Annotated in this window: 13 protein-coding genes; 3 read left to right on the forward strand and 10 right to left on the reverse strand. The window is 44.7% G+C overall.

Annotated elements, in window-relative coordinates:
* Positions 1–52 precede the first annotated feature (52 nt).
* The 8 genes from truA to EFA47_RS13125 all read right to left on the reverse strand — a co-directional run bounded on the left by truA (position 53) and on the right by EFA47_RS13125 (position 6,440).
* A complete protein-coding gene (truA, locus tag EFA47_RS13090) occupies positions 53–811 on the reverse strand; it encodes a tRNA pseudouridine(38-40) synthase TruA (protein ID WP_122643684.1) in 759 nt (252 codons plus the stop codon).
* A 9-nt stretch (positions 812–820) separates the two neighbouring features.
* Positions 821–1,645 (reverse strand): energy-coupling factor transporter transmembrane component T family protein, encoded by an 825-nt coding sequence (locus tag EFA47_RS13095; RefSeq protein WP_122643685.1) that lies wholly within the window; start codon positions 1,643–1,645, stop codon positions 821–823.
* On the reverse strand, positions 1,638–2,486 hold the full coding sequence (locus EFA47_RS13100; protein WP_122643686.1) for an energy-coupling factor transporter ATPase: 849 nt from the start codon (positions 2,484–2,486) through the stop codon (positions 1,638–1,640). Before EFA47_RS13100 ends, EFA47_RS13095 begins: the two co-directional genes overlap by 8 nt.
* Positions 2,471–3,322, reverse strand: a complete 852-nt coding sequence (locus EFA47_RS13105; RefSeq protein ID WP_122644537.1) for an energy-coupling factor transporter ATPase — start codon at positions 3,320–3,322, stop codon at positions 2,471–2,473. Before EFA47_RS13105 ends, EFA47_RS13100 begins: the two co-directional genes overlap by 16 nt.
* Positions 3,323–3,359: 37 nt before the next feature.
* Positions 3,360–4,307, reverse strand: a complete 948-nt coding sequence (locus EFA47_RS13110) for a DMT family transporter (RefSeq protein WP_122643687.1) — start codon at positions 4,305–4,307, stop codon at positions 3,360–3,362.
* A gap of 5 nt (positions 4,308–4,312) precedes the next feature.
* Positions 4,313–4,831, reverse strand: a complete 519-nt coding sequence (locus EFA47_RS13115) for a peptidylprolyl isomerase (RefSeq protein WP_122643688.1) — start codon at positions 4,829–4,831, stop codon at positions 4,313–4,315.
* 116 nt (positions 4,832–4,947) lie between these two features.
* Positions 4,948–5,550 (reverse strand): hypothetical protein, encoded by a 603-nt coding sequence (locus tag EFA47_RS13120; protein WP_122643689.1) that lies wholly within the window; start codon positions 5,548–5,550, stop codon positions 4,948–4,950.
* A 23-nt stretch (positions 5,551–5,573) separates the two neighbouring features.
* Positions 5,574–6,440: a DMT family transporter gene (locus tag EFA47_RS13125; protein WP_122643690.1), complete on the reverse strand. Its 867-nt coding sequence runs from the start codon at positions 6,438–6,440 to the stop codon at positions 5,574–5,576.
* Positions 6,441–6,822: 382 nt separating this feature from the next.
* On the opposite strand from EFA47_RS13125, the gene EFA47_RS13130 reads away from it, so the two are divergent.
* From EFA47_RS13130 to EFA47_RS13140, 3 genes are all read left to right on the forward strand, one after another.
* Positions 6,823–7,935 carry an ABC transporter ATP-binding protein gene (locus tag EFA47_RS13130; RefSeq protein ID WP_122643691.1) on the forward strand — a complete coding sequence of 371 codons (1,113 nt, stop codon included), beginning with the start codon at positions 6,823–6,825 and terminating at the stop codon, positions 7,933–7,935.
* 81 nt (positions 7,936–8,016) lie between these two features.
* Entirely contained in the window at positions 8,017–8,925 is a 909-nt protein-coding gene (locus EFA47_RS13135) for a PucR family transcriptional regulator (RefSeq protein ID WP_122643692.1), read from the forward strand.
* Position 8,926: 1 nt separating this feature from the next.
* Positions 8,927–9,427 carry a DUF6106 family protein gene (locus tag EFA47_RS13140; RefSeq protein WP_122643693.1) on the forward strand — a complete coding sequence of 167 codons (501 nt, stop codon included), beginning with the start codon at positions 8,927–8,929 and terminating at the stop codon, positions 9,425–9,427.
* Positions 9,428–9,564: 137 nt separating this feature from the next.
* Here EFA47_RS13140 and trxB read toward each other — a convergent pair whose 3' ends face one another.
* The gene (gene trxB / locus EFA47_RS13145) at positions 9,565–10,473 is read right to left on the reverse strand and encodes a thioredoxin-disulfide reductase (protein ID WP_122643694.1); all 909 of its coding nucleotides are present in this window, start codon (positions 10,471–10,473) and stop codon (positions 9,565–9,567) included.
* 62 nt (positions 10,474–10,535) lie between these two features.
* Entirely contained in the window at positions 10,536–12,902 is a 2,367-nt protein-coding gene (locus EFA47_RS13150) for a ribonucleoside triphosphate reductase (RefSeq protein ID WP_122644538.1), read from the reverse strand.
* Positions 12,903–13,121: the final 219 nt, after the last annotated feature.

Below are 13,121 nucleotides of genomic sequence, written 5' to 3' on the forward strand. Positions count from 1 at the left end.
TATTGATTAACTATTCCATTATATACCGTATCTTACCCATTCCACAACCAGATTATCTGAAAAGGCCGGGTGAATCCTTGTAATGAATCTCTTTCAGCACTAATCCCTGGGGCGGGACTGTTATACCAGCTGCAGTCCTATCCTTCTTCCTAAGTATCTCCTCCACTTGTTCTGGCATATAAAAACCACGCCCAACTCTTAAAAGAGTGCCTGTAATAATACGTACCATATTATATAAAAATCCATTTCCTATCATTTGGATTGTTATCTCGTCCCCTGCTCTCAGAATTTCTAATTTGTAGATGGTGCGGACTGTATCTTCAACATTTGTACGTATATTACAGAAGCTGGAAAAGTCATGTTCTCCAATAAGATATTGTGCCCCACTCCTCATTTTCTCTATATCCAACCCATAGGATACAAAATATGTGGTGAGCCGCCTGGTGGGGTCAGGCACCGGCCGGTTCAAAATATGGTATTCATAAGTCTTAGTGCATTCGCAATGTCTGGGGTGCCATCCCTTTGGCACCTCCTGGGACGCCACAGCCACAATATCCTCAGGAAGCCGCCGGTTCAGCGCATAAGCCAGGCGTCCAGGCGGAATAGAAGTATCCGAGTCAAATACAGCTACATTTCCCAGGGCGTGCACTCCTGAATCTGTACGGCTCGCGCCAATCACCCGGATGTCCTCCCCTGTCAGCTGGGACAAGTGGCGGTTGAGAACCTCCTCAACTGTGATGCCATTGGGCTGCACCTGCCAGCCGCAGTAATTTGTCCCATCGTAAGCTACTGTCAATTTAATCCGTCTCATACATACCCCCTAAAAAATCCATATCTCAAGCGGCACATAGCGGCCAGCAAAAAACACTAGGGCCAAATATAGGACGGCTATAAAATAGGCCAGATAATCCCTCTTCCCATAAAAAAGAGGTTTCATTTTGGTTCTCCCGTCCCCGCCTCTGTAACACCGGGCCTCCATTGCCATAGCCAAATCATTTGCCCTTCTAAAAGCAGATACAAAGAGGGGGACAAGTATGGGGATCATGGCCTTTGCCCTCTGTACAATATTCCCGCTCTCCAGATCAGCTCCCCTGGCAATCTGAGCTTTCATAATTTTGTCGGTTTCCTCCAGCAATATAGGAATGAAACGCAGGGCGATAGACATCATCATGGCAACCTCGTGTACCGGCACTCTTATTTTATTCAGAGGGCGGAGCAGCTTTTCTATCCCATCTGTCAGTGCGTTCGGCGTAGTTGTGAATGTCATAATTGAAGATCCCAGGATCAGATATATCAGCCGGATAGCTGTATACACCGATATCCTCAGCCCACGGTCTGTAATGCGAAAAACCCAGAACTGTGCCAGTTCCCTTCCCTCTCTTGTAAGAAACAAATTAAACAGCACAGTAATCAGAAGAAGCATCACAATCGGCTTTAGTCCCTTGACTATATACCTGGCAGGTACTTTCCCTGCCCATATGACTCCCCCCAGGAACAAGGTTGCTATCATATAACCACATATGCTGCTCTGCACAAAAAGTGATACTAAAAACAGCAGCGTACAGATAATTTTCACTCTAGGATCCAGTTTGTGTATAATACTCTCTGCAGGATAGTACTGGCCAATTGTAATATCTCTAATCATGGAAACTCCTTATAATGTCTTCTGCCGCCTCTTCCACAGTTGTTACATCTGTCCTAACAGGCATTCCTCTCAGTTTTAACGCATGCATAATATAAGTCACCTGGGGCGCCGCCAGGCCAACCTTCTCCAGTTCTCTGTAGTGTGCGAACACCTCTCCAGGCTGTCCGTCATACATGATTTCGCCTTTGTTCATCACAACAATACGCCCCACATATCTCGCAATATCTTCCATGCTATGGGAAACAAGTATGACTGTCATGCCTGTCGCCTTGTGCAGCCTGCTTATTTGATCCAGTATCTCATCCCGCCCCTGGGGATCTAACCCCGCAGTCGGCTCGTCTAGTACTAGGACGCCTGGATGCATTGCCAGGACGCCTGCTATAGCGGCCCGTCTTTTTTGCCCGCCTGACAGTTCAAAGGGAGACTGATGATAATACTTTTTGGGAAAACCCACTAATTCTAGTGCTTCTTTCGCCCTTATCTCACATTCTTCAGGGGAAAACCCAAGATTTTTAGGGCCAAAACAGACATCTGAGAGCACTTCCGACTCAAAAAGCTGATGTTCAGGATACTGGAATACAAGGCCAACCTTACTGCGCAGCTTCTTCATATCATAATCCTTACTATAAATATTTACCCCCTCATAATATAAGGCGCCAGAGCTGGCTTTGAGCAGTCCATTAAAGTGCTGGATCAAAGTAGATTTTCCTGAACCTGTATGGCCGATAATTCCCACGAATTCTCCCTGGGAAATTTCCAAATTTATGTCTATGAGAGCCTGTTTTTCATATGCTGTTTTTGGACTATACGTATAGTTAATGTGCTCTAACTTAATTGACATAATTCCTCCACCAACTCCTCCATCCTTAAAATCCCTGCCGGAAGTTTCATTCCTCTTTTCCTCAATTCTTCAGCCAGCATTGTAACCTGCGGGACATCCAGATGAAAGCGCTTCAGCTCATCCACCCTGCTGAAAATATCTCTGGGGGATCCTTGCATCACAATTCGCCCGCTGTCCATTACATATACCCGGTCTGCATCTATTACCTCTTCCATATAATGTGTAATCAGGATAACTGTCACCTTTTTTTCCCTGCGCAGATTTTGTACTGTACGGATGACCTCTTTTCTTCCATTAGGGTCAAGCATGGCCGTAGGTTCATCCAACACAATACACTGCGGTTCCATTGCTATTACTCCCGCTATGGCCACCCGCTGTTTCTGGCCTCCTGACAGTTTATTGGGTGATTGGTAACGGTATTTTAGCATCCCCACAGACTTTAGGCTTTTTTCCACCCGCTTCCATATTTCATCTGTAGGTATGCCAAGGTTTTCCGGGCCAAATCCAACATCCTCTTCCACAACAGTGCCAATAATCTGATTATCTGGATTCTGGAATACCATCCCAGCGGACTGGCGGATATCCCACAGATTCTCCGGTATCCTTGTGTCCCTGCCATTTACCCAAATAGTCCCCCCTGTTGGCAGCAAAATGGCGTTTATGTGCTTGGCCAGAGTAGACTTGCCTGAACCATTGTGCCCCAGAACAGCAATAAAATCTCCTGGGGCTATATCCATATCCACCGCATCTACAGCACGGTTCACCCCAGTTACATTCCCCTCTTCATCCCGCTTCTCATATTCGTATATCAATTTTTCTGCGTGAATCATCTCCATACAGGCATGTCCCTCCATTATTTAGCCTATATCCGTTCTATTTATCTCCCTGAGCTTCTCTATTTTTGCCCGAAAGGGCGGGTGACTTCCCATTAACAATAAGAATCCCCAGGCTTACCAGCAAAAGAGCCGAAAGGTTTCTGACTGATATGATTTTTTCTCCAAGAAAAACAGCAGAAAGCGCCACTCCAAAAATGGGAATTGTAAAACCATATACAGCTACCCTGCCCACAGGGTTATATTTTAACAAAATAGTCCATATGCTAAATGCAACTGTTGTCAGCAATGCCATATACAGTAGGAGCAAAGACGATTTCAGAGTAAATCCTTCTACCTTCCCTCCCATTATAAATCCGATTATAATTAAAAATATACTGCCAAACAAAATCTGATAGGAGGTAATGGTCATAGGACTCTCCTTACCTGAAATCATTTTTAATATGACTGTGCTGACACCATAGGCTACTGTACACACAAGGATCATCCCTTCCCCCTGTACAGAAAAGCCTTCTCCCCAGGTGCCGGGGGCCAGATTTATAACTATGATGCCTGCCAGGCCGAAAATACAGCCAATTCCTTTTTTCCAGGTCATTTTCTCAGACTGCAGCATGAAATGCGCCGCTACAATTGACACAAACCCATTAGAAGCATTTATAATAGAACCTTTCGTTCCGGTTGTGTTTGCCAAACCTATGTAAAAGCAGACATATTGTATCATAGTCTGGAGTATACCCTGCCTCAAAATGTAGGGGATGGAAGAACGTTGCATGGTCAAAATACGCCTCTCCAACAAACACCCAAATATAAACGTCAGCACGCCAGAGAGGAAAAACCGGTAGCCAGCAAATACTATCTGGCTCCCGGTTCCCTCTATTCCCAACCACTCATATCCGACTTTGATACAAGGGAATGCACTTCCCCACAAACCACAGCAGAGCAATGCCAGCATACAGACAACCGCCGGATTCTGTAGTTTTCTTTCCATGGCATTCAGGCCTTCTCAGGCTCGCCGTACTCTTCACCGAATGTCTCCACCGTTACCTTCTTCATCACTTGCGGCTCCAGTGGCCTGTCACTGTAGTCCGTATCTATGCCGGCTATTTTATTTACAATATCCATCCCCTCTGTAATCTTTCCAAATGCAGCGTATGCCCCGTCAAGATGAGGGGACTTTTTGTGCATAATAAAGAATTGGGAACCTGCAGAATCGGGATGCATGGCCCTAGCCATGGAGAGTACCCCCTCATCATGGGCCAGGTCATTGGCAAACCCATTCTGTGAAAACTCACCTGGGATCGTATAACCCGGGCCCCCCATCCCCGTACCGTCGGGGCAGCCTCCCTGAATCATAAAACCACTGATCACACGGTGGAAAATCAACCCGTCATAAAACCCCTGCCCTACTAACGAAACAAAGTTCCGAACCGAATTAGGCGCCACCTCAGGGTACAGTTCAGCCTTCATAATATCTCCATTCTCCATCTCAAACGTAACAATTGGATTCGCCATAATCAAAAACTCCTCTTCTTTAAATAATCAATATCCCTATTGTAGCGGATAAACCCCGGTTCGTCAATCAGGTACACCACTGCAGCCAATTTGGGACGTAACAAAAGCGCAAAAGGTTACGTCCTCAAATACTCAATCAACCCGCCTTTCTCCTGGTATCCTGTCTCCCACAGTTCCCGCAATGAGAATGTGCTTGCCTCCCCATAGGTCGCTACGGTTATCAGCAGGTCTTCTGCCTCTTCCTGATATCCAAAGCACAGAAACCAATGCCATACGAAGTCTTTATATTTTGGATTTATGTGCTTGAGCATAAGATAGGGGACTGGCATTCCCAGATCAATTTGTTTTTTTATGAATACTGCCGCCTCCACGAAGCTATGGTTCCCGGAAAAACCTTTCATCGACAGTTCCGTTTCCCCTATATCCTCTAAGTATTTGGAAAATCCGTCTATATACATCGATAGTTTTTTTACTCCCCCTGCCCGCGGCCTGATATATGGTTTCATTTTCATGGAAAACCGAATATAGTCTTCCTTTGACAACTGTTCCACATCAAAAGGATAGAGTTTCTCCATGCCTCTGTGAAGTGCAAAATAAATACAGGAGTCACAGGCTGTCGCCGCCCCGCATCCCCCTACATGCATCACCACATTGCGGAACCACTCCTGGTTGCCCCCTATTTCTCCTTCTATTGTAAAATAGTCTAATATATTTTTCATGTCATCCTCCCAAGTAACGCCTATCAATCTTTTATTTTTCCAGAAGATGCCAAAGTTGTATAGAATACTACGCCAAGTATAATCATCCCGCCTGCCAGCTCTTTTATTCCCGGCTTCTCACCCAGAAATAGAAATGCTGCGCAAATACCATACACTGATTCTAGTCCTGATACAATCCCGGCTGTCTGCACCTTTACATATTTGAGACTTTCTATATACATAGTATGCGCCACCGCAGTAAATACTACTCCGAGCAGCAGCAAAACCAGGATATCCCTTGCCTCGGCGGTCGGCTGAAGAATAAATACCGTTGGAAGAAGCACAATACTAGCCGTAGCCTGCTCATAAAAGGCTGTTTTACTGCTCGTATACCTTTCCATGAAAAGCCTGTTCATCAACGAAAGAACCGCATATGACAGACTCCCGGCCATCCCCCAAAGCACCCCCTGGGTCATCCTATTCCCTATCTCAAACTCCGGCACGATAAACAAAACCCCTGCCAGCATGATAAAAGCAGACATGATGCTGGATACCCGCAGCTTTTCACGAAACAGAAGTGGTTCAAGAAAGGTAACAAACAGCGGAAATGTAGAGAAGGTCAGTGTCCCCACGGCCACGGTAGATGACTGGATAGACTGCATAAAAGTCGTCCAGTGCACTGCAAGTACAATTCCGGCCGTAATCATCAGCACATAATCCTTAAAACTATTAAGGCCCATTGGCTCCTGTTTTATTTTAAGCAGTATAAATAAAAACAGAGATGAGAACACGACCCGGCCCAGCACAATAATCACAGATGGAAGGCTCACCCATTTCGCAAACAATCCAGCCAGCCCAAATAAAAGCACTGCAATATGTAACCATATAAGGCCCTGTTTGCTTCTCCTCATCTTTTGTAACCTCCCTGACTATCCATTTCGAATTTCAGTATATCACAATACGTTCTATCTTCCAATTGTCAAATATATGCCCCCTCTGTTTTATCTATAGTCTATCAGTCCATTTCTCCTATTCTTTCCAGGTATACATTTAGCACTGTGGCCCCACTAACTTGTAATGCCATGGCAGTTACATGCATATTATAACTTCTGCCAATGTACACTGCTACTCAGAATCCATGGCCTATTTTATAATCTATCACGTACCTTCTGGTCGAAATGTACATTTTTCACTCATTTTTTTGGTTACTCATGATATTGTCCAAGACCGGGATTTTTACTATACTTGATTTTAGAAAACAACGAAACAACTATATTCAAGGAGGCTGTACAAATGGCAAGCTTATCACTTAAAGGTATCCAAAAAATTTATTCTAACGGTTTTCATGCAGTAAAAGATTTTAATCTCGATATTGAAGATAGAGAATTTATTATTTTCGTAGGACCATCTGGATGTGGAAAATCTACAACTCTTCGTATGATTGCAGGATTGGAAGACATCTCCGGCGGAACATTGGAAATCGACGGCAAGGTAATGAATGATGTTGAGCCAAAAGACCGCGATATTGCGATGGTATTCCAGAACTATGCTCTGTATCCTCATATGACAGTATTTGATAATATGGCGTTCGGCCTGAAACTGCGTAAAGTGCCAAAAGACGAGATTGATAAAAAGGTCCGTGAGGCTGCAAGAATCCTTGACCTGGAGAAATTACTTGACCGTAAGCCAAAAGCTCTTTCTGGTGGACAGAGACAGCGTGTCGCTATGGGACGTGCCATTGTACGTAACCCAAAAGTATTCCTTATGGATGAGCCTCTTTCTAACCTTGACGCAAAGCTGAGAGTGCAGATGCGTATAGAGATTTCTAAACTGCACGAAAATCTCAATGCTACTATCATCTACGTAACACATGACCAGACAGAGGCCATGACTTTGGGAACAAGAATTGTTGTTATGAAAGACGGTGTTGTTCAGCAGGTAGATACTCCTCAGAATCTGTACAATACCCCATGCAATCTGTTTGTTGCCGGCTTTATCGGTTCTCCCCAGATGAACTTCATGGATGCTGTTGTAAAGGTTAACGGGAATGACGCAATTTTACAGATCGGCAAGCATGAATTAAAGGTACCGGCTTCCAAGAAAAAAGCATTAATTGACGGCGGCTATAATGGAAAAACTATTGTTCTTGGTATCCGTCCTGAAGACGTGCATGATTCAGAAGCATTTATCAGCAACTCGCCTGACAGCGTTATTTCTTCTAAGATCAAAGTTTACGAATTGCTTGGTGCAGAAGTATACCTGTACTTTGATGTAGAAGGTACTCAGCTGACAGCCCGTGTAAACCCACGCACCACATTAAGGACAGGGGATGATGCTGTATTTGCTCTTGACATGGAGAAAATTCATCTTTTCGACAAAGAAACAGAGTTGACGATTACAAACTAATGCTTTAAAATAATATTACAATTAATAAGAGAGGGGCTGTGCTATTAAGTGCAGCCTCTTCTGTATACACAAGGAGCAGACATGGGCCACACACAGGAACTTGACAAAGCTTTATCTGAACTGAAGAGAATAACCGGTATCACATTGGATGCCAAAGCCAGTACTCCAGATGAAATAGAATTTGCACTAGCACAAATACGTTGTCTGATTACAGCCTATAAGGAGAAATACAACAAGAACCATTTTCTGTCAAGCCTGATGACCGACAGCATACCGTCGTATGATATTTTTGAACGTGCAGCCCGCCTGCACATAGATCCAGAAATACCAAGAATCTTATTTCTTCTGGAAACCAGGAACCCCCTTGATGATACTGTCACAGAGATTCTAAAGAATCTCTTCCCCTCCCAGACAAAAACATATCTGGTAGGAATTACTGAAAAAACACTTGTCATCCTCCGTCCCCTCAAGGCTTCAGAATCAACTGATGACATACAGCGGCTGGCCCTTATGCTCATTGACACGCTCAACACAGAGGCGCTGGCCCAGGTCAGGATCGCATACAGCGGCACAATTGACACACTTCTTGATTTGTCCGGCGCATTCAGGGAGACAAGCCTGGCTCTTCAGGTCGGCAGGCTTTTTTATTCAGACCAGAAAATATTCCCTTATAACCAGCTCGGGATAGGACGATTGATTTATCGGCTGCCCTCCACGGTCTGTGAACAGTTCCTGGGGGAAATATTCGGTGAAGATATCCCTGGCTCCTTTGATGAGGATCTTACAGCTACCATTAATAAGTTTTTCCAAAATAACCTTAATATAGCTGAGACTTCACGTCAGCTTCACATGCACCGTAACACCCTGATATACCGGCTGGAACAGATCGAAAAGAAAACAGGCCTGGATATCCGCAGGTTTGAAGATGCCATGACTTATAAGATAGCTATTATGGTTACTAATTATTTACAGACAGAAAGGACTTCATGATATGAATGACGCTTTTTATGAACAGATTGTACCCCGAAAAACCCGAGCCACTGATACTGTAATTCGCATACTTACCATTGCAATATTAGCTGCGATCCTGATTTTTACTATGCCTCTGATTGGTTTTATAGGTATTATGATCACCGTTGTGCTCGCTTTTGGGGCCTATTACTTGATTTTCCCGAAATTAAATGTGGAGTACGAGTATACCATACTAAACCACGACATGCAGATTGACGCAATCTATAGTAAATCCAAAAGAAAAAGCCTGCATAGTTTTGATATCCAGCAGGCGGAGATTATTGCCCCCAAAGATTCTCCGCGCCTCCATTCCTACCACGCAGATAAGACCCTGGATTTTTCCTCCGGGGATGGGTCCCATAAAATTTATGCTGTCATGGTCCCTCTTGGGCAGAAGAATACCCGCATTCTTATAGAACCCGATGATAAAATGCTGTCCCATATGAAATCCTGGATGGGAATGAAACTGTACACCGATTAAAGGTGCCGCCCTTATTGGCCTGTTATTTTGTGTAAGTCAAATACCCCGATACAAGTATCGGGGTATTTGACCCTGGCAGCAGTCGCTAACTGGACATGAGAGCATCACCGCTTATCACCTCTGTGCCCTATTGCTTTTTACCTGCCAGCTAAATACTTACTTGCAGCCAGCGCTGCCACAGCGCCGTCTGCTGCCGCCGTTGTGAGCTGCCTTACTTCCTTGGTGCGGCAGTCTCCTGCTGCAAATACGCCTGGCCGGGATGTCAGGCAATCTTCAGATGCAAGGATAAATCCAGCGTGATCCAGTTTGATATACTCTGCAAATATCTCATTCTGCGGGATCTGGCCAATTGCAACAAATACTCCTGCAACAGTAAGATTAAAGTCCTCTCCTGTTTTCTTGTTATTCAATATAAGGCCTTCTACGACTGTATCACCCAGAATCCCCTTCACTGTGGCGCTGAGCACAAACTCCACGTTGTCCTTGCCCTTCAGCACTTCTACCATACTGCTGTCGCCCCTGAATTCATCTCTTCTGTGTATCAAATATACCTTACGGCAATAATTAGAAAGAAATTCAGCATCCTGCAGGGCCGTATTCCCCCCTCCTACAACTGCTACATCCTGCCCCCGGAAAAATGCGCCGTCACAGGTCGCACAGTAGGAAACACCTGCTCCTATAAACCGCTCCTCCTTTTCCACTCCCAAATGTCTGTGCGTTACACCTGTAGCTAAAATCACTGTGCGGCATGGGTATTCCTTCCCCGTTGTCTCGATAATCTGCCCCCCGTCACCAGGCCTGATCCCTGTCACCTTCTCCATAGCTGTCTCGGCCCCAAGTCCCATCGCCTGATCTAAGAGATTCATAGAAAATTCGCTTCCGCTAACGCTTGCAATCCCTGGATAATTCTCTACCTTATGGGTGGAAGCTATCTGCCCTCCGAAATTCATCCCCTCCAGAACCACAGTACGTTTCCCCGCCCTTTGTCCGTAAATGGCAGCCGTCATCCCTGCCGTGCCGCCTCCAATTATACCAATATCATACATATTAACTCCTCCGCTTTCTTGCCCAAACTCCAGAATACCGCTTTACTACAATCAAGCTTACTCTATTTGCCCTCTGCATATGCCTTAATATTTGAGGCATTTGCCATCTTCTGAATCCCTTCCCGGCCAATAACTACCAGGGTGGGAGCCTGCATAACTCCATATTGCCTCACAAGCTCAGCATTTTCTTCCGCATCTATTAGTTCATAGGATATTCTGGCCTTTTCCAGAGAACCCGCTGCTATTTTACAATTTGGGCAGGTCTTAGTTGTAAATAACAGAGTTCTGGGCGCCGCCCCGCCCTTGTCTGACTCCGTCTTTCTTCTCTCTTCTGCCCTGCCTCCTTTATGGAGATGTGAATTTTTAATATCATATACTTTGCGGTCTTTAAATTCCTGGCTCTTTCCATCATTCCAGTTCTTGACTGGCCTGTAATAACCTGTAATGCGGCTGTAAACCTCTGTCTCCCCACCACAATGTGGGCATTGATACTGTTCTCCGTTTAAATAGCCGTGGTTCTTACAGATTGAATAGGTGGGGGACATGGTATAATAGGGAAGCTTGTAGTTCTCAGCTATCTTCTTTACCAGGGAAGCCGCCGCCTTCCATCCTGGAAGTTTTTCTCCTAAAAAGGTGTGGAATACCGTCCCAGAGGTATACAATGTCTGCAGCTCATCCTGGATATCCAGAGCTTCAAACACATCCTCCGTGTATCCCACCGGAAGATGGGAACTGTTAGTATAGTAGGGTGTGCCATCCCCCTCTGCTGCAGTAATAATATCCGCAAACTGCGCCACATCGTGCTTAGCCAGACGGTAGGTTGTTGACTCTGCAGGGGTAGCCTCCAGATTATATAAGTCGCCATACATCTCCTGGTAATCTGACAGGCGCTCCCTCATATGCTTCAATACATCCTTCGTAAACTGCTGTGTCTCTGCATGGGCCATGTCTTCTCTGATCCATTTTGCATTCAGCCCAGCTTCATTCATGCCTATCAGGCCGATTGTAGAAAAATGATTGTCAAAAGAACCCAGATATCTCTTTGTATAAGGATACAGTCCTTCATCCATGAGTTTCGATATTACAACACGCTTTGTATGAAGAGACCTGGCGGAAATATCCATCATTTTATCCAGCCTTTTATAAAATTCTTCCTCATTCTCCGATAAATATGCGATTCTGGGCATATTAATTGTTACAACTCCAACAGACCCTGTGCTCTCACCGCTTCCAAAGAAACCTCCTGATTTCTTGCGGAGTTCACGCAGATCCAGGCGCAGGCGGCAGCACATACTCCTGACATCACTGGGTTCCATATCGCTGTTAATATAATTAGAAAAATAGGGCGTACCATACTTGGCTGTCATCTCAAACAGGAGCCTGTTATTCTCAGTGTCGCTCCAGTCAAAATCATTTGTGATAGAATACGTGGGAATAGGGTACTGGAATCCTCTTCCGTCTGCATCCCCCTCAATCATAATCTCAATAAATGCTTTATTAATCATATCCATCTCTTGCTGGCATTCCCCGTATGTAAATCCCTGCTCCTCCCCGCCGACTATGGCTGGAAGGCAGGACAAGTCATTGGGCACTGTCCAGTCCAGGGTAATATTAGAAAAAGGAGCCTGGGTTCCCCAACGGGATGGGATATTCACCCCATAAATAAAGGATTCAATACATTTCTTTACCTCTGGATATGTCAGATGGTCTGTTTTTACAAAAGGAGCTAAATACGTGTCAAAGGAAGAGAAAGCCTGGGCGCCTGCCCATTCGTTCTGCATAATCCCTAGAAAATTCACCATCTGGTTACAAAGCACACTTAAGTGCTTTGCAGGTGCCGCTTGAATTCTGCCTGGTATTCCGCCCAGGCCTTCTTGTATCAATTGTTTCAACGACCACCCCGCACAATACCCTGTGAGCATGGACAAATCATGAATATGGATATCTGCATTTTTGTGTGCCTTGCCTATCTCATCATCATAAATTTCAGACAACCAGTAATTTGCCGTAATAGCTCCTGAATTACTCAGAATCAATCCCCCCACGGAATATGTCACAGTAGAATTTTCTTTCACTCTCCAATCAGTAATCTTTACATAACTGTCCACTATCTCTTTGTAATCCAGCAATGTAGAGTTCAAATTGCGGATCTTTTCTCTCTGCTTCCTGTACAAGATGTACCCCTTTGCCACATCCGCATACCCGGTCTTAATAAGCACAGCCTCCACACTATCCTGAATATCTTCCACAGATACCAGGCTTTTATTTACCTTAGGCTCAAAATCTGCTGTCACCTTTAATGCCAGTAAGTCAATAATATCCTGATTATATTCCTTTTCCTGAGCCTCAAATGCCTTTTTTATCGCGTCGCTTATTTTTGATATATTAAATGCAGCTATTTTTCCATCCCGTTTTACAACCTGATACATATTATACAGTCTCCCCTTTCTTTTGCCCAGCCAGATAATTTTTGCCCAACTCATCTTAGTTGGGCATCTGAAATAATTCTATCACCATGGTTTTTTCTTGTCAATAACCATACAACAATATCTTGTGTGCAACTTTTAAGTTTACACCAATATCTTGTGCATGATAGGATACAAAAAGTCACCCAAACGCTGCCCCTACGGTTCTTCGTTTGAGTGACA

The organism is Luxibacter massiliensis, assembly GCF_900604355.1.
Taxonomy (GTDB): Bacteria; Bacillota; Clostridia; order Lachnospirales; family Lachnospiraceae; genus Luxibacter; species Luxibacter massiliensis.